The sequence below is a fragment of the Paenibacillus etheri genome (genome assembly GCF_001012825.1).
Lineage (GTDB): Bacteria > Bacillota > Bacilli > Paenibacillales > Paenibacillaceae > Paenibacillus_AQ > Paenibacillus_AQ etheri.
The window spans coordinates 13,171-31,044 of sequence record NZ_LCZJ02000065.1 but is presented as its reverse complement, the minus strand read 5'-3'; the positions used below and the strand labels follow the sequence as shown (position 1 = coordinate 31,044).

Below are 17,874 nucleotides of genomic sequence, written 5' to 3'. Positions count from 1 at the left end.
TCAGCTTCGCTGATTGTTTTCTTCAATTATATGAAACCCAGCTCTGGATGTCCATTGAGAAGGCGTTTATAAGCTTCACTGCATATCAGACCGCTTTACGATAAAAGGAGAATAGTCCTGCCGTAAAAAACACAATAAAGCTACCACCCACAACTATCATCAGCGTTTCAAACGGTAAATTAAAAGCTCCAAATGTGTCATCACCATACGGCATCATGGCCAACATCGGTTGTACCCAAGGATAATAGGGACCGTAGGTTGAAGAATTGGCGATCAGCATATTGGGAATCGTCAGACTCACATTAAGCGCCAGTGGGGCACCAAAACTGCTCCAGCCTTGAGAGATCGCTAACTGCAATGCAGCGAGTGGCAAACAGGCAACAAAGCCGCCAAATACCGAACTTAGTAGCAGCGACCAAGGAATTGATCCTGGAACATCTCGGAATAAGCCCATCCCTAGTACCATCACCAGGAACGTTACTTGAACCGCAGCCAGCAATCCGATAATCATCACATATTTTGAGAGATACACCGATAACCGGGTCACGGGCAAAGACAGCAACATCTTCCAGCCCCCGTCATGATGCTCATAGCGACAGATCAGTGCGGCAAAAATACCCGAGAGCACAGGAAGAAACAGCAGGGCATGCATCATCGACATCACATTCAACAGCAGTTCCCAAGTCATTTTCTCCCCTTGATTATCTGCCAATGCCCCGGGAAGTAATGCTAAAATCGGACTGCCTATAACTAAAAGCCAGACATATGATTTAGACATTTTTAATCGTTCTGCGGATAGCACTCTCCAAAATGAATTCATCTTAATCCACATCCTTTCGTGCGAAGTGCAGTGCACCCGGCAAAAGAATCAGCAGCCCCAGCAGCAACCCTGCGCCGCTAAATAAGAGACGATGCGAAGATTCCCAAGCCATATATGGCCATGTTAAAGGAACCCATTCTGAAAGTACCATGGAGAAGATAGATACCAGAGATAAGGTAATCCCCAGAGCGACCGGCAATGTTTGATTACGATTAGCCAAGGAAAGCCATAGCTGCAAAGCGATGACCGGCAACGCCGCAATATAAGACATAAAACCAATTCGTAACACATCCAAATACGGAATCAGTTCGACCTTGAAGCCCAAAACAAGCCCTAAAGTAACTGTACCTACCGAGAGTAGCAAGCAAGAAACCGCGACAAGCAGCAGACAGAGCACCAGCTTAGCCATAAACACTGAAGTACGAGAGATAGGCAATGCCAAGAGCTGCTTCCAGGAGCTCATCTGATGTTCAACATTCGCTATCAACGAGCATACTAAGGTCCCTCCGAGAAAAAGAGCAATAGGCACAAATGAGGCCACATTGTCCAGAAGTCCGCCCCATAAATCCGCACTATACTGCTCGCGAAGATAATCATATCGAAGGCCGAAGTTCAGGCCCTGCATGGCTACAAGTCCAATCGGCCCAAGAAAAACTAGAAACCAGAGTCCCTTGCCACGGATTTTGAGCCAATCCGCCGACAGTGCCCGCCACATCATGATTCCTCTCCTCCTACAACCTGCAGGAAGAAGTCCTCAAGTGATTGTCTTCGCTCCTCTACACGATAGATGGCATGCCCATTCTCTACCAAGGCTTTGACTAGCAAGGCTACTCTTGCATCAATCATTCGGGAAAAGACCAGCTTTTGGTCTTGAAGTACCCCTGCGTATCCCCGTTCTTCAGCAAGACGCAGCGCGGCCTCCGGGTCCGAGACTGCTAGGCGCATTTCTCCACCGGCCTGACGCTGCAGATTCGTTATGCTGTCTTGGTACACCATTCGCCCTTGGCGAATGATGCCTACAGTATCCGCCATTTGCTCAATTTCACTAAGCAGGTGACTGGATACTACGACAGTAATCCCTTGCTCCTGCGGCAATCGTTTAATCAGCCCGCGAATTTCTTGGATCCCTGACGGGTCAAGCCCGTTCGTCGGCTCATCCAAAATAAGCAGCTCCGGTTCCCCAAGCAAAGCAGCAGCAATACCTAGTCTCTGCTTCATCCCGAGGGAGAATCCTTTAACCGGACGTTTCTCTTCCCCAGTTAAGGAAACAATATCAAGCACCTCAGCAATTCGTGACTTCGGAGCACCCAGGATACGCCGGATGGCTTCAAGATTATCCACAGCGCTTAAGTGCCCGTAATAGGACGGGGATTCGACAAGCGACCCTACCTTCCGTAAAATTTGCAGCTTATGCTTGCGAAGATCCTGGCCGAATACTTCAATCCTTCCTGATGTGGGAGTGATCAGTCCAAGCAGCATACGAATTGTTGTTGTTTTCCCTGCCCCGTTTGGACCTAGAAAGCCATAGATTTCTCCCTTGCGGATGTTCAAATTTAAATTTTCCACCGCAGCCCGTTCACGGTATTTTTTTAATAAATCCTTCGTTTCAATCACTGTTTCTTTCATGTTCCTCACCTCGGTAATTAGCATAACGTCCCAAGGTTAAGAACAAGGCGGTATGAAGTTTAAGTTTTGTTTAAATTTCATCCTGTGGATTGAAGATTATAATGGAGGTGCCATCTCCTGTACTCTCCATATCCCACTCTAGCTCCATATGCTTCATCAACAGATCCACGATGGACAGCCCTAATCCTGCCCCTTTGTAATCGGATGGACTCTGGATGCCTCTACCGTGATCCGTAATCCTAATGACACGTTGCCCATTATGGAACTCGGTAGAAATACCTACATAAAGACCACTGCTGGCATGACGTACAATATTCTGAAATAGATTATCAAGAATACGGCGGAACCACACCTCGTCCAACATCCAGAATAAAGGCTCAGCCTCCAAATCAATATCGATCTCGAAGTTCTCTTTTTCCCATACGGGGTACCAAGCTGCGGCGCTTTCCCGCAACAAGCGCAAGACATCTTTACGCTCCCGCTTCAGGGTGATTCTTCCGCTGTTGAGAAGATTGTAGGATAAAAGATTTTCGATCAAGACGCTAAGATCCGCTATACGCTTATCCATTAGTTGTAAGGACTGTTGTCCTTGTGGGGTTAAGCTCTCCTTAGTCATTACATGAATGTGACTCCGGATAACTGTTAGCGGTGTACGCAAATCATGAGATAGGTTCGATACTAGGCGTTTGCGCAGTTCCTCCTCTTCTATTTCCCTACGTCGGCTTTCATCCAGCTTGGCAACCATCGTATTGAAGGCTTCCTCCAGACGGCCGATCTCATCCAGCTTGCCCGTCATAATAGATTTAGGCATTCGATCCGGTCCCGTAATCGTCATCGCAGTTTGTAGCTGTAGTAGCCGTTTGCGTATTTTTCTGAAAAATAGCAAAGAAACCAGAGCGAATCCTCCAAAAAGAGCAAAGAGCACAAAGTAATATAAAGCCCAAGCTCCCACTCCCCCATAAGCCCCTTTGTTTAGCAGCTTATTTGGAATTTGCATCACCATAAACCCTTTGTTTGCTTCCACTTTGTCTCCCATGAAGGCGACGATGGCTAAAGGATCAAGCTTCGTACTTTCTTTCATAAACGAAATAGCCTCAGCCGCAGTCCACTGCTCCGGAACTTCGCTGCCATGATTCGGATTGCCATCATCAGGTGTAAGAATCAACTGGGTCTTTCCCTGCCCATCTACCCAAAACATAGTAGCCTCAGTGTATTTCCGGCTCAGTTCATATAGCCGCTCATTTATGGCTTCCGAAGAACCATCTTCCAATTGAAGCGCCTCTTTATGCCACATGGTCTCCAGCGCTGCAACGCCCGAATACAGAGAGGTGTCTACAGGTGGAGCCCCTTTAGTCACTTCATTAACCATATTGTAGAGAACAAAAGATAACGGAAGAATCACAGGGATAAAAAGCAATGCCGAAACGATAATAAGCAAATATCCCGATAGCAAAGAGGAGCTACGCTGCTTGCGAATGCGTCCTAACATCCTCATGCTCTTACCCGATATCCGATCCCCCGGACAGTTTCTATAATTTCCGGATGGCCCGGATCAAGTTCTAACTTTTCGCGCAAATATCGTATATGTACCATCAAAGTTTTATCCCCTTCGAGATAAGTTTCTCCCCAGACGGCTTCATAAATCTGCTCTTTCGTCATAATCTGGCCGAGATGACGCAGCAAATAAGAAAAAATCTGAAATTGCTTCCCCGTAAGCATGACTTCTTCCTGAGTCTGAGCATTTATTACTCGGTTATCCCCTTCATATACAACTAGGTGCTTAAGCGCGAGCGAATCTTGAACAGATGCCCCATTCCGCCTGAGCAGCACTTCAATTCGAGCTGCCAATTCATCTGGATGAAAAGGCTTTGTCAAATAATCATCCGCAAACTCAAGTCCCTGCAGCTTATCATCAATGGAGGTTCGCGCGGAGAGCATCAAGATCGGAAGCTTAGGGTACGCCCGCTTCAATCGTTGTCCAACAGTAAAGCCATCCAGCCCCGGAAGCATTACATCCAGAATAGCCAATTGACAAGGCGCAGCTTCTTCCGTCGCTCCCTCCCCGCTCCGCAGCCAGCGTACACTATAACCACGCTCACTTAAATCCGCAGACACAACGCTGCCGATTTCATGATCATCTTCAATATATAACAGAGTAACGGTCATGTATTTCAAGTCCTCCCCTGAGAAATTACGTAAAAAGTTGAAGTCATTATAACATGTTTTCTGAAGTTCACTCAGGAACTTATGGACGACAAAAAGCCATCCTACGCTCGCGAGAGATAGGATGGCTGTCAGACTCATTAAATATTATGACCTGACTTTATTTGGTTAGCTGATCTTGCTTAAACTTATGGATTCCAAACTCCATGCTCTTTATTGCTGCCAACATACTCAATACGCGTTGGACTAAGCTCAAGAATCACATAATTAGGGTCATCAGGTCCTGTAAACCATGGCTCCAGCTCTTTATTCCATACCTTTTTGCGCAGCCCTTCATCCTTAGAAACGGCAACGGTGGCTTCAATCTCCAGCACATCTTTGCTTCCGCCTGACTCATATCCAAGTAACAAAAATGCATTCGGATTATCAGATAACTCTTCCACCTTATGCGTCTTGCGATTCGTAGCTAAATAGATCTTCAATCCCTCATGAAATATCGCCATATAACGAACTTTCGGCTTGTTACCTTCTTCGATCGTTCCAAAGGAACCGAACTTGTTATCGTCCAAAGCCTTAATAATCAATTGCTCTAGTTGTTTGTTATCCATTACGCAAATCTCTCCCTTCAAGCATGTAAACAAAAGTTTATATATCCAAGCTCACCGTTTGGATTTATCATAGCAATGGTGCTTATTATAATGTACCCTTCCGGTTCAGATTGAATCCGAACGCTTTCCATAGATACTTCTTAGATAAGGAGCTTACTCCATGAAAAAACTGATTGGGTTCGGTTGTCTTTCCTACTTTGTCATTGGACTGGCACATGTAGTGCTGGGATCTATTCTGCCCGTTCTGCTAAAGCATTATGACCAAAATTATAGTGCAGGTGGTGAACTAATCTTTAGCCAATTCGCCGGGTTCCTGGCTGGTGTGCTTGTCTCTCCACTGCTAAATCGCCGTTTCGGTAAACGAGGAGGCATCCTCATCGCAACAGGACTACTATTTACTGCAGAAATTGCTTATTCATTTCTCCCCCCTTGGGGCTGGATGTATGTTATCGCTGTTGCGGCAGGCTTTGGTTTTGGTATGATCGAAGCCGTCATAGGTACCATCATTATCGGAGCCGTAACCAAAGGAACTGCTATAGCCATGAGCCGACTTGAGGTTCTTTTTGGAATAGGTGCCCTCGTGATGCCTCTTATCGCTAGTCCGCTCATCGCTACCGGAGCGTGGAGATTGGCATTTCTAATTGTCGCTGTCTTCTCATTAATATCCCTCATTCTCTGGGGAAGAGGTCATTTTGGAAATCTGCAACGCATACTGGACGAGCGAACCCCTCGAAAAGTCTTAGAATCTTCACAGACCTTGCTCTCTAACACACGATTGCCATATAAGGGGAAGCAATGGATTCTACTCTGTATCTTTATCATTTTTTTCTTTCTTTATGTAGGCACTGAGATGAGTTTGGTCAACTTTATGCCAGCTATCTTTATTGCCAAGCTAGGGATGACAGAGTCTGCTGCGGCATTGACAGTCACTTTCTTTTGGCTGGCGATGTCTACGGGGAGATTGTTTGCGGGAGTAATTGCGGAAAAAATCTCTTATCGTGTGTACATTCTCAGCAGCTGTTTACTGACTTTACTACTGTTGACGCTCTTTCCTTTCACTGAGAATAGAATGGCAGCATTCATCGTAATTCTGCTGCTTGGACTATTTATGTCTGGTATTTTCTCCATTGCTTTAGTCTTCTCCAGCAAGATGCTGCCTGGAACGGAAGAATCCACACCTAGCATAATGATCGCTTCCGGTGGGGTTGGCGGTGCCTTACTGCCCCTATTTATGGGCTGGTCTATGGACCATTTAAAAGTGGCACAGACTGCCGGGTTACTCGCCGCCTTTGCCGCCTTCTTATTCCTGCTCAGCATTGCCGCATGGAGATTTCAATCCAGGCAAGCGGTGCAAGGAAAGAGTTCCAGTATTTAGAATGTTAGAAGGGTATCAACCTAATCCTTTTAGGGTAATGTGATCTGTAAGCATATTCTGAGCACAAGGATGGAAGATGAATGAATAAGCTTTCGACTGAGCCATTATTACATACTGCGCTTATGCAGTTTATTTTTCCCTTTTCAATAAAAAAGGGCGATTCTAAGAAGCTTATCCAACAATTGCAGGATGATGGCTTCACACGTTTTTTCCTGGATAATAAAGAGCTGGAAGATGCCTATTACGGAGAAGGCTTCTGTGTTTCTCATGAACGGATGGAGCGCACCTATTTACCGTTTGCTGCTCACATCCTTTTTCCACGCAAGAAGGATATAGACTCTTTCCGACGCTTTTCCAGAGTAAATAATCTGGACTGTATTCTGGAGATTCCGCAGCAGTCTATCTTTTTTAAAATTCTCTCAACGGATATATTCATATGTCCTTTTCAGCTTGGATTTGTGACGATACGTGTCCAGCTTGAGGGGGACGCGATCCCCTTTAGTATTGCACTGGAATTCGCGGACCGCTTCCGAACACTTGAGAACACCTTCGTACAGGATGACTACACCTATATCCATTGCGGGGAACAGACCTATGAAATGGTAGAGGATTTTGTCTTCCGAAATCTGGTGGATGGATTGGAGCCTTTTCTGGATCACTCGGATATCAATGGGGCTTATTTCGAGACCCTCCCCTTTTTCGTAGATGAAAGAATGCAGGTGCAAGCCTTTTACGGCTTTCAGAATGAAGAAGATTCTGACGAGATTAGTGTAAATATACGCTATCGCGCCTCTCAGCTTGATGGAATTGATCTGAACGGGAAGCCCTATGCCAGTGCCAGCGATCCAGCGTATATTGCGAACTATTGTCATGAGCATTCCTATAATCGATGGGGTCCAAACACGTATTATATGATGAATGAGCAGACCTTTTGCTGCCTGACTAGAGATGAACCGAAAATCGCCGTTAGCCTGGCCAACCAGATGTACGGACAATATTATTACGGATTTCTCCTCAATATTTTCCACAAAATCGTTCTCCTAAAGCTGGCAAATATGCATTCCCGACTACGCATAAACCACGATTATGATGAGATCGATAATTTAATCTACTCGATTAATAAATTCTCGGCAAAATTCTATTTCTTGGAGCTGATTTCACAGTCGCAAGGACGGGAGATTTTTCTTCAGCTGCGTAAAGTATACGGGAATGACGCTCTGTTCGAGGAAGTGAAGGAAACCTTGACTGACCTGTTTCAGTATCAAGATAAGTTCCAGTCGAAGCGCCGGGATAATCTGCTGATGATCCTTACTGTATTTACGGTGGTAAGTGGGATTTATGGCATGAATCAAGTCATTGACGATCTGGATGGAAAGATTCAATGGAGTAAAATGGTCAGCTATTCCCCCTTTGAGTTTCTTGCTCTCTTCGTGATTATGAGCGGGATAACGATTAGTGTTGTCCTTACGTTAGGTGCTCTGGTTACTGAGCTTAAGCGACGTCATCGCAAGAAACATAAAGATCTGGATTAATAAAATCGGATAGATAGATTTGAAAAATTCAGGAGCATACTACTAGACATTCCGAGAACAGCCGTCTATAATACACCATATGCGAGAAATATAAGATATAAAGTATAGGTACAACACTTATACTTACTTATATTGAACGTGGAAATACCCGTTAACTTCATAGAACCAGGGGTGCTGGAATTGGCCGGCTGAGATTGTATCCCACAAGATACTGACCCTTATACCTGATCTGGATAATGCCAGCGTAGGAATCGCCAATTGGTTTTGGTCCCTGTGACCTTTACTAACCTTGCGCCAAGCCAGCGTCCCGATCACTCGGGGCGCTTTTTTTTGTGTAGATCACAAAAGATGTAGAAGAAATGTACATACTACACTTTATGGTTCATGTTGGATGACGGGATCTGGCAACCTTAAAGGAGAGAAGAAGACATGCAAGTCAAAAAAGCACTTATGCTGAGCTTCACCTGTATGCTCATTCTTGCGATTGCCGGATGCGGCGGCAACAATGGGAATACAGCCGGAAACAAAGGGACTGCTGCGGAATCCAATACAGCGGCTGGAACGGATGCTCCGAAAGAGCTTACCAAAGTTAAGGTTGCACTCGACTGGACACCGAATACGAATCATACCGGTCTATACGTAGCCAAAGATCTTGGTTATTACGCTGAGGAAGGCCTAGATGTAGAAATCGTCCAACCAGGCGCCGCCGGTTCTGACACCATGGTTACCTCTGGCGAAGCTGCCTTTGGGATCAGTGCTCAGGAAGGATTGACTCTAGCTCGTCTACAAGGCGTCCCCCTTGTCTCGATTGCAGCCATTATTCAGCATAATACCTCGGGATTCGCCGCTCCAGTGGACCGCAATATTAAATCGCCAAAAGATTTTGAGGGAAAAACCTACGGCGGTTGGGGCTCTCCCGCTGAAGAAGCAGCCATGAAAGCGATCATGGACCCAGAAGGTGGCGATGTGAAGAAGGTTAAGTTCGTCAGCATTGGGGAAGCAGATTATTTCACAGCCGTAAAACGCGACATTGATTTCGCTTGGATCTTCTACGCATGGACTGGTATTGAAGCCGAGCTGCGTGGTGAGCCTCTAAATATGCTCTACTTGAAGGATTATGCGCCCCAGCTTGATTATTACACGCCTGTGCTGACAACTAGTGAGAAGCAAATTACGGATCATCCGGATTTGGTGAAGGCTTTCCTGAAAGCTACATCGAAAGGTTATCAGTATGCGATTGATCATCCGGAAGAGGCTGCTGCTACATTATCCAAGGCTGTGCCTGACCTAGACGCCGAGCTTGTCCTAGCTAGCCAGAAATGGCTTAGCCCGAAATACAAGGACGACGCCCCCCGCTGGGGCGAGCAAAAAACCGAGGTCTGGCAGAATTACGGCGACTGGATGCATGGTCTGAAGTTGCTGGACAAACCGCTGGATGCAGCTAGTGCATTCACGAATGACTTTTTACCGGCGGAGTAGACCGCACTTCCCAAGTCCGTTCAAGATTCGATGCCGAGTCTACTTTCATGAAACACTTCGTTATCAAAGTTGGCTTTTTGAACTTACCTATTACAATGAGAGTTCAAAAAGTCAGCTTTCAGAACCGAGAAGGTTGAACGCTACTTGAGGAAGGAGGAACGGAGCGTAGTGATGTGCTACGTGAGTACCGCACTTCCCAAGTTCGTTCAAGATTCGATGCCGAGTCTGCTTCCTGAAAACCCTTCGTTATCAAAGTTGGCTTTTTGAACTTACCTATTACAATGAGAGTTCAAAAAGTCAGCTTTCAGAACCGAGAAGGTTGAACGCTACTTGAGGAAGGAGGAACGGAGCGTAGTGATGTGCTACGTGAGTACCGCACTTCCCAAGTTCGTTCAAGATTCGATGCCGAGTCTACTTCCTGAAACCCTTCGTTATCAAAGTCGGCTATTTGAACTTACCTTATAAAATGAGAGGATTGATTATTGTGGCAAACACACTGCTCAGCATTCAAGTAATTCCAAAGACTCCAAACAATGAGGATTCCATCCCATACGTAGATAAAGCGATTGAGGTTATTCAAAAATCCGGCGTTAAACATCAGGTGAATCCGCTGGAAACCACTATGGAAGGTGAGCTTAGCGAGCTGCTGGAGGTTGTGCGTCAAATGCAGGAGGCGCTGATCGAAGCAGGCAGTCCAAGCGTGATCTCCCAGATCAAAATCGCTCATAACCCTAACGGAATCAGCATGGACAAACTGACGGAGAAATATCGGCCGTGAGATCGACCTGGAAGCTAATATGGCCGCCCCTTGTGGCGGTCGTCTTCTTTTTAACCGTATGGCAGCTATCCGTTTCCCTATTCCATATCGAATCCTGGATTCTACCGAGTCCTGCTGACATTGCTCGCGAATCCACCAGTAATGCCTCAGGTCTCTGGGCTCATACGATGGCTACGCTTCGACTCACGTTAATCGGTTTTCCCATTGGTACAGGTGTAGGTCTAATTGTTGCTTTACTTTTGCATCTTTTACCTTGGGCTAAACGGGCTTTTTATCCACTCATAATTCTGAGTCAAAATGTTCCCTCCATCGCGCTCGGACCGCTGCTTATTATCTGGTTCGGCTTCGGTCTTTTACCTAAAATCGTGCTGATTACGCTGGTGTGCTTCTTCCCGGTAGCTGTCGCTGCAATGGGCGGTCTAGCCCAAAGTGATCAGGTCATGATGAATTATATGAAAATGGCGGGCGCAAGCAAGTGGCAAATCTTCACCAAGCTGGAGCTGCCCTCTTCTATCCCTGCACTATTCTCCGGTGTGAAAATATCTGCTACTTATGCGGTTATGGGAGCCGTGGTTGCAGAATGGATTGGCGCGGATAAAGGGATTGGCTATTATATGCTCCTTCAGAAATCTGCTTACCGTACGGATCGGATGTTTGTCGCTATTGTTATCATTGTACTTTTAAGTCTTGTGCTTTTTGCTATTATCGCATTGTTGGAAAAATGGTTAGTCCGCTGGAAACCGCGCCGTAACTCATAGAAAGGAAGATGCCTGTATGTCTCAAGCGACGCAAATAGAGCAAAGAACAACAGAAGTCATAAGCTCTCCTGAAGCTCACACTGCACCACCTGCTCTTGAAGTAAGCGGCATTTCCAAGTCCTTCACCCATCGTCGCCGTGAAACGAACGTGCTGAACAACGTCTCACTTAAGGTAGAGCAGCAAGAGTTCGTATCCATCGTTGGTCCTTCCGGCTGTGGAAAAAGCACCTTATTCCATATGATCGGCGGCCTTGTGAAGCCAGATGCGGGAACGATCCTCATGAATGGCAAGATCGTTACGGGACAACGCGGTGAGATCAGTTATATGCCTCAGCAGCCTGCCCTTTTTCCTTGGCGGACGATTGAAGACAATGTACTGCTCGCGGGTGAAATCAAAGGCACATTACGGGATGGCGCTCGGGAGGAAGCGAGACATTGGCTCGCCAAGGTTGGCTTGAGTGGATTCGAGCATGCTTATCCGCATATGCTGTCTGGTGGGATGCAGCAGCGTGCTGCTTTTCTCAGAGCATTGCTTGCTCCGCAGGAGTTGATGCTGCTCGATGAACCTTTCAGCGCACTGGATGCTCTAACTCGCAGTGAAATGCAGCGCTGGCTGCTCGAACTGTGGGAGGAGAATCGCCGCTCCGTGCTGTTCATCACCCACAACATCGAAGAAGCGTTGCTGCTCTCGAATCGTATTTATGTGTTCTCGGGCCGACCCGGCTCCATCCTGCATACTGTAGATGTGCCGTTTCCACGACCGCGCCGTGATGAGATTACAGATTCCCCGGAATTTCTTAAACTCAAACGCCAGCTGTCACAATGGATGCGGGAGGAACAAGCTAAGAACGGAAAACAGCCTTCTAAATAGAGATCAAACAAAGAACCGCTCGGGCTTCTATTAGCCCAAGCGGTTCTTTTGTTGTAACCAAAGTATGCTGTTTATATCTTATTGTGCTTGTACGAACTCTGCAGATTTAATCCCTGCTTGACGTCCGAAAATAATGATTTCCGCTACAGAGTTACCGCCGATCCGGTTTTGCCCGTGCAATCCGCCTGTAACTTCACCTGCTGCAAACAGTCCAGTAATAGCAGCACCGTCTTTATTTAATACTTCTGTGTTCGTATTAATCTTCACGCCGCCCATGGTGTAATGAATCCCTGGGGCGATCTTAATAGCGTAATACGGACCGGTGGACAAGTCGTTGTCCATCCCTGTCGTTCTGCCAAATTCAGCATCGTTCTTGTTCTTTACTGCGCTGTTCCAAGTATCGAGTGTCGCTTTCAGCTTATCTGCTGGAACGCCGATTTCTTTCGCCAATGCCTCAATAGTATCCGCCTGGATCACGAAGCCCATTTTGTCATATTGTTCAATCGCTTTAACGCGTGATTTGACGCCGGAATCAAAGACAAGCGTTGCCGCTTTTTCAGGAAGTGCATTGATCGCTTCGGTAACTTTATCACGTGTAGTCAATTCGTTTACGAACCGTGTGCCTTCACTGTTCACGAGTATAGATCCTTCGCCGCGAACAGCTTCCCCAATCAGATAAGATTTTTCTTGTTGAACTGTTGGGTGAACCTGAATTTGATCCATATCAACGGTTGTTCCGCCAAGTGCCTCAATCATCTTGATGCCATCGCCAGTACTGCCGATCTGGTTAGTTGTAACGTAGCCTTCCAAATCAGGTCTAACTTTAGATATCATATCCATGTTGGATCCAAAACCACCAGTTGTTACAATAACTGCCTTCGCTGTGATGGTTTTTTCATCGGCTTGGTTTAAGAGTACCTTCACTCCGTCAACCTTACCGTCTTTTTGGGTAATTTCCTTCACATCTGCATTCACAAACAATGGAATTTCTTTTTCTTGTAAATTTCTAACCAATCCTTTGACAAGGTATTGGCCTACCGCAGAGCCGTCTTCTGGACGATGAGTACGTTTTTCGCTCATGCCGCCTGTAATCGTAATATTGTTCAGTTTGATTCCAATCGAATCCAACCAATCGATAGCACTTGCGGAATTGTCGACGAAGAAACGGAGCATCTCTTTATCGTTCGTGTCATGGCCGCCCTTTAGTGTCTCTTCATAAAACTTATCATTGCTATCTTCAATGCTTTGTTCTTTTTGAAATTTAGTTTGGGAAGCGTTCATCCCTGACGAGGATTTACTTGTATTCCCGCCTGCAACTGGCATTTTTTCAAAAATAACTGGGTTCAAGCCTTTAGCCTTGGCTTCCAATGCAGCGGACATTCCCGCACCACCCGCACCAACAATGATGATATCGTAACTATCTTTTAATTGATCCAGTGGTGTGTAGCTAACCTCTGATGCGCCTGATACGGCTTCAGTTTTATCATTTTTAGCCGTCTCATTTACCTTGCTCTTGTTGCCATTACCATTACCTGCGCTGTTGCTGTTGCTATTACTGTTACCGCATCCTGCGATCACGAGCATGACAGAGAGAATGAGAATGAGAGCAGTACTTGTTGTCTTCTTCATCTTTATAACGCCCCCTTGTGAATGTTTTCACATTTATAATAACGCAAAGTTGGTATTTTGTGAAGTGTTTCCTGTAATTAGTTATGATTACTGTTACATTTTCATGAATATTTTCATTAAAACTTTCAATTTCAATGGCTCCTCAGCTTACTACTCAAATAAAACCGCCCTATCCAGGGCGGCCTCCTACCTTATTTTCTAATCAACGTTTGAAACACCAATTTGGGTAGTACGGACTGTCTGCGCCTTACTTATGGTATATAAGCTATAACTTCAATTTCTACGAGCCCATCCTTAGGCAGACGTGCTACTTCAACAGCGCTGCGAGCAGGGAATGGCTGAGCAAAAAACCTTCCATAAATCTCATTCACCTTAAGAAAATCATTCATATCCTTTAGGAAAACGGTCGTCTTTATTACCTGGTCCATACTTGTACCCGCCGCTTCCAGTATGGCTTTGACATTCAGCAACGACCGTTCCGTCTGTCCCTCAACCGTAGCAGGAAAAGTTCCATTAACCGGGTCTAGTCCGAGTTGTCCTGAAGTATATAGGACGTCTCCAAGCTTTACAGCTTGAGAATAAGGTCCAATTGCACCTGGTGCATCCGTTGTTATTACAGTTTCTTTATGCATATTTGTCATTTTAAAAGACTCCTTTATCCAGCTTGTTCATTAGTGTTACCGTCATATTCCTTTAGCATTTCTGCCTGTTGCTCTGGCGTTAACTTCGCGATACCGAATCCCGTGAAGCCCCATATCGTCGCAAAGATTATTCCTGTCCAACAGAGAACAGCCCAAGGTAAATAATCTAACGTTGCAACACCCAGCGTACCCGCCATGTAAGCACCTGCTGCTGTCCAAGGCAGAATAGGCTCGGTAATCGCCGCTGAATCCTCGATGGTACGTCCCAAGTTCTTCGGATGCAAGCCCCGACGGATGTATGCTTCACGCAGCATTTCACCTGGCATTAAGATGGATACCTGACCATTACTTGTAACTCCGATCATCGTAAGACCTGTAACAATGGTTGCTACGATCATTGAACCTGTGGAATGGACGAACTTCAAAAGCTTATTAACAATCAATTCCAAGGACTTCGTCAGAGATATGGTTCCAGCGAATGTGATTGCACAGAAGCAAATGAGAAGTGTACCCATCATGGAGTTCATTCCGCCACGATTTAGGAGACGAGGTACATCTTCAATAACGTTGGCAGAATCAAACCCAGCTACTTGAACCATAGAAATATTAAATCCATTAACAACAGAAGATACGACATCATTCAAAGTAAATCCCTGGAATACAAGTGCGTTGGCCATAGCGAACATAGAAGAGATAAGCATGACCGGTATTGTCGGCTTCTTCGTAATTGAACCATACAAGATGATTAATACAGGTACGATAAGCAACAGATTAAAGTCATAAATTGTATTCAACGATCCCATGATTGTTCCAACCTTCTCCGGAACAATAGCACCTGCAGCATCTGTGTTTAGACCTGTGATAATAAAAACAACGCTTGCGACAATAAAGGAAGGAATCGTGGTATACAATAAATGTCCAATATGCTCATATAGATTGACACCTGTTGCTAACGCCGCAATATTGGTTGTGTCTGAAAGCGGTGACAATTTATCACCAAAATAAGCACCTGCAACTACAGCACCAGCCACTGCTGCTAGGTTTGCATCCATACCCGCACCAACGCCCATAAAAGCAACCCCGATCGTTCCCGCTGACCCCCAAGATGTGCCCGTACAAAGCGAAACGACAGCTGTCGCAATAAATGCGGTAATAAGCAGAAATTGTGGACTAATAATTTTCAATCCATAGTAAATCATCATCGGGATCGTTCCACCAACCATCCATGCCCCAATCATAAAACCAACCATGATCAGAATAAGAATGGCAGGCATCGTTTTCGCGATCTTACCAGCGATAGATTCTAATATGTCGTTATAGCTATAACCAAGAATAATCGCGATAATACCAGCAACAACCGCTGAGGTAATAATAAGTGGTTCTGGTGGTAATTCAAACAACACATACCCTAAACTAAGTAGCACAATCATCGTAATAATCGGCAATAGCGCTAAGAACATCGTCGGCTGTTTCTTGACTCTTGGTGTTTCTGATTTGGACATGATTATTTTCCCCCTTGATACGGATCTGAGAAAGGCTACTAACGAGGTCTTTCAAGGTCATTGATAAAGAGTTTTTTATTATAAATTTTTTAATGGATAGGTACGGTACAGCCGGTGAAAGGCTTCTTGTAACATGGGCAGTGGCGTTGCAATATTTAAGCGAATAAAGCCTTCTCCTGATGCCCCAAAACCTGTTCCAAAGCTCACGCTAACCTTCGCATCCGACTCAATCCACTGCTTTAACTCTGCTTCGTTGGTGCTAATTGCCCTACAATCCACCCATAATAGATAGGTTCCTTCTGACTCGATTATGCGTAGCTCAGGCATATATTCAGCTATATAAGCTATCACCCAAGCGATATTGGCTGTGATATACTCTCGTAATTCTTCCAGCCATTCATCGCATTCCGTATAAGCCACTTCTAATGCAGGTACTGCAAAAAAGGTTGGGTTATGACAGCCTGCTTGCTGCAAGCAATGTCTGAATTTCTCCCGGAGCTTATCATTCGGAATTACGATGTTAGCAATTTCAAGGCTTGCAAGATTAAAGGTCTTCCCTGGGGAGGTGCAGATAAAAGATCGCTGCTCAGCCTCGGTCGATATCTTCCCGATTATCGTATGCTCATGGCCTTCATGGATAAAATCGGCATGAATATCATCCGATACAATATAAGCATCATACTTGGTACACAAGCTAACGATTCGTTCCAGTTCAGCTCGTGTCCATACCCGTCCAACCGGATTATGCGGTGAGATGAGCAGTACAATTTTAACCCCGGCTTGCATACGCAGCTCCATATCAGCAAAATCAATCTCATAATGCCCGTTCACTTCACAAAGTGGACTTTCCACTAATACGCGGTTATTTAGCTCTACCGATTTGGCAACCGGCTGATAGGCTGGAGTATGGATTAACACTTGATCACCTGGTTGAGTGAAGTTCTGAATGATTAGAGAAACCGCTTGCACAATACGAGGGCAAAACACGATCCATTCTTGCGGAACCTCCCAAGCGTAAGCTTTTTTAATCCATCCCTGAACTGCCTCATAATAAGGTGGAAAAGGATCTGTATATCCATATATGCCATGCTTCGCCATCTCCGTTACTCGATCTATCACCTGTGGAGGGGCTTGAAGATCCATATCCGCAACGGAAAGCGCTATCATTTCTCTGCCCAAAACTTGCGCCATACCATCCCATTTCGCGCAATTGGTCCCATATCGGCTAACAACCTTATCAAAGTCTATTGTCATCTAGCCCACTTCCTCTCTTGAGAGTTCTGTTTATTCTTACTTAATTTTTTGCAAATAACGATAAACTGTTGGCTCAGATATCATCAAGGACTTCGCTACTTGAGAAACTCCACCTTTAAGTAGAAACACACCTTGCTCGTTAAGTACTTTCACAAGCTCAATTTTCTCTTGCGAGGACAAACGCTCTGCCGGAACATTAATTTTACCGAGTACCGAATCAATCATATGCTGGAGCAGGTCATCTACGTTTCCTTGTAAATACTCTTCCGTCTGCTTCTCTACAACCTCTTGTTGTGGCATTAACGGTACTGGTGGAAGTGTTGATCCTCCTTGCAAAACGTTTTGTATCCACTCAGCTGCAACCTCCATATGAGTGACATCAATGTTAATACACATCATACCGACCAATTCACTGCTGCTGTTTTTAATATAATAAGTAGCGGAGCGAAATACCTGACCTTGCGAACCACGCGCTTTATAGTTAGCAATAAACGGTTGCTCACGGTAGGACTCATCTTTCAACAGCTTAAGCACGAGATCTGTTGAGCTATCGCCCACTTTACGCCCACTAATGTATCCGTTCTCAATAAATATAATTGAACGCTCTGGATTGCTTATATCATGAATAACAACCTCACATTTTGAACCTATAATTGAAGCAATAAAAGAAGCGATTGGAAAATAGGACTCTAGGCAGCTGCGATCTTCTATCATGTGAGCATTTCACTCCTTTCGTCTTACGTTTGAATTTTATGATAATAATTTATTATCTTGATAAGATTTTATTACAACATTCTTAAAAAAGCAATCAGTAATATATTGGAATTGTTCCAGCCAC

General features: G+C 45.2%; 17 protein-coding genes and 1 riboswitch. Of the genes, 6 read left to right on the top strand and 11 right to left on the bottom strand.

Going from position 1 to position 17,874, the window contains the following annotated elements; translation table 11 throughout:
- Positions 1–85: 85 nt before the first annotated feature.
- From UQ64_RS27810 to UQ64_RS27785, 6 genes are all read right to left on the bottom strand, one after another.
- Entirely contained in the window at positions 86–820 is a 735-nt protein-coding gene (locus tag UQ64_RS27810) for an ABC transporter permease (RefSeq protein ID WP_060626699.1), read from the bottom strand.
- 1 nt (position 821) lies between these two features.
- The gene (locus UQ64_RS27805) at positions 822–1,538 is read right to left on the bottom strand and encodes an ABC transporter permease (RefSeq protein ID WP_060626698.1); all 717 of its coding nucleotides are present in this window, start codon (positions 1,536–1,538) and stop codon (positions 822–824) included.
- The gene (locus UQ64_RS27800; protein ID WP_060626697.1) at positions 1,535–2,446 is read right to left on the bottom strand and encodes an ABC transporter ATP-binding protein; all 912 of its coding nucleotides are present in this window, start codon (positions 2,444–2,446) and stop codon (positions 1,535–1,537) included. Before UQ64_RS27800 ends, UQ64_RS27805 begins: the two co-directional genes overlap by 4 nt.
- Before the next feature lie 70 nt (positions 2,447–2,516).
- Positions 2,517–3,935 carry a HAMP domain-containing sensor histidine kinase gene (locus UQ64_RS27795; RefSeq protein ID WP_060626696.1) on the bottom strand — a complete coding sequence of 473 codons (1,419 nt, stop codon included), beginning with the start codon at positions 3,933–3,935 and terminating at the stop codon, positions 2,517–2,519.
- 2 nt (positions 3,936–3,937) lie between these two features.
- Positions 3,938–4,612, bottom strand: coding sequence for a response regulator transcription factor (locus UQ64_RS27790; RefSeq protein WP_060626695.1), 675 nt, complete (start codon positions 4,610–4,612; stop codon positions 3,938–3,940).
- A gap of 185 nt (positions 4,613–4,797) precedes the next feature.
- Positions 4,798–5,217 (bottom strand): pyridoxamine 5'-phosphate oxidase family protein, encoded by a 420-nt coding sequence (locus tag UQ64_RS27785; protein ID WP_060626694.1) that lies wholly within the window; start codon positions 5,215–5,217, stop codon positions 4,798–4,800.
- Between the two features lie 160 nt (positions 5,218–5,377).
- On the opposite strand from UQ64_RS27785, the gene UQ64_RS27780 reads away from it, so the two are divergent.
- The 6 genes from UQ64_RS27780 (at position 5,378) to UQ64_RS27755 (ending at position 12,010) form a co-directional block, all read left to right on the top strand.
- Positions 5,378–6,592 carry an MFS transporter gene (locus UQ64_RS27780; protein WP_060626693.1) on the top strand — a complete coding sequence of 405 codons (1,215 nt, stop codon included), beginning with the start codon at positions 5,378–5,380 and terminating at the stop codon, positions 6,590–6,592.
- Between the two features lie 80 nt (positions 6,593–6,672).
- On the top strand, positions 6,673–8,124 hold the full coding sequence (locus tag UQ64_RS27775) for a hypothetical protein (protein WP_060626692.1): 1,452 nt from the start codon (positions 6,673–6,675) through the stop codon (positions 8,122–8,124).
- 157 nt (positions 8,125–8,281) lie between these two features.
- A riboswitch (TPP riboswitch) is annotated at positions 8,282–8,392 on the top strand.
- A gap of 161 nt (positions 8,393–8,553) precedes the next feature.
- Positions 8,554–9,603 carry an ABC transporter substrate-binding protein gene (locus UQ64_RS27770; protein WP_060626691.1) on the top strand — a complete coding sequence of 350 codons (1,050 nt, stop codon included), beginning with the start codon at positions 8,554–8,556 and terminating at the stop codon, positions 9,601–9,603.
- Positions 9,604–10,087: 484 nt separating this feature from the next.
- A complete protein-coding gene (locus tag UQ64_RS27765) occupies positions 10,088–10,381 on the top strand; it encodes a thiamine-binding protein (RefSeq protein ID WP_036682688.1) in 294 nt (97 codons plus the stop codon).
- Complete coding sequence (locus tag UQ64_RS27760; protein ID WP_060626690.1) at positions 10,378–11,139, top strand: ABC transporter permease; 762 nt, start codon at positions 10,378–10,380, stop codon at positions 11,137–11,139. Before UQ64_RS27765 ends, UQ64_RS27760 begins: the two co-directional genes overlap by 4 nt.
- A gap of 16 nt (positions 11,140–11,155) precedes the next feature.
- The gene (locus UQ64_RS27755; protein ID WP_082651350.1) at positions 11,156–12,010 is read left to right on the top strand and encodes an ABC transporter ATP-binding protein; all 855 of its coding nucleotides are present in this window, start codon (positions 11,156–11,158) and stop codon (positions 12,008–12,010) included.
- A gap of 78 nt (positions 12,011–12,088) precedes the next feature.
- On the opposite strand, the gene UQ64_RS27750 is transcribed toward UQ64_RS27755, so the two are convergent.
- The 5 genes from UQ64_RS27750 to UQ64_RS27730 form a co-directional block, all read right to left on the bottom strand.
- The gene (locus UQ64_RS27750) at positions 12,089–13,639 is read right to left on the bottom strand and encodes a flavocytochrome c (RefSeq protein ID WP_060626689.1); all 1,551 of its coding nucleotides are present in this window, start codon (positions 13,637–13,639) and stop codon (positions 12,089–12,091) included.
- 251 nt (positions 13,640–13,890) lie between these two features.
- Positions 13,891–14,280 carry a RidA family protein gene (locus UQ64_RS27745; RefSeq protein WP_425339629.1) on the bottom strand — a complete coding sequence of 130 codons (390 nt, stop codon included), beginning with the start codon at positions 14,278–14,280 and terminating at the stop codon, positions 13,891–13,893.
- A gap of 14 nt (positions 14,281–14,294) precedes the next feature.
- Positions 14,295–15,782 (bottom strand): Na+/H+ antiporter NhaC, encoded by a 1,488-nt coding sequence (gene nhaC, locus UQ64_RS27740; RefSeq protein WP_060626688.1) that lies wholly within the window; start codon positions 15,780–15,782, stop codon positions 14,295–14,297.
- 78 nt (positions 15,783–15,860) lie between these two features.
- Entirely contained in the window at positions 15,861–17,036 is a 1,176-nt protein-coding gene (locus UQ64_RS27735; RefSeq protein ID WP_060626687.1) for a MalY/PatB family protein, read from the bottom strand.
- A 36-nt stretch (positions 17,037–17,072) separates the two neighbouring features.
- The gene (locus UQ64_RS27730; RefSeq protein ID WP_060626686.1) at positions 17,073–17,750 is read right to left on the bottom strand and encodes a helix-turn-helix transcriptional regulator; all 678 of its coding nucleotides are present in this window, start codon (positions 17,748–17,750) and stop codon (positions 17,073–17,075) included.
- Between the last annotated feature and the right edge of the window lie 124 nt (positions 17,751–17,874).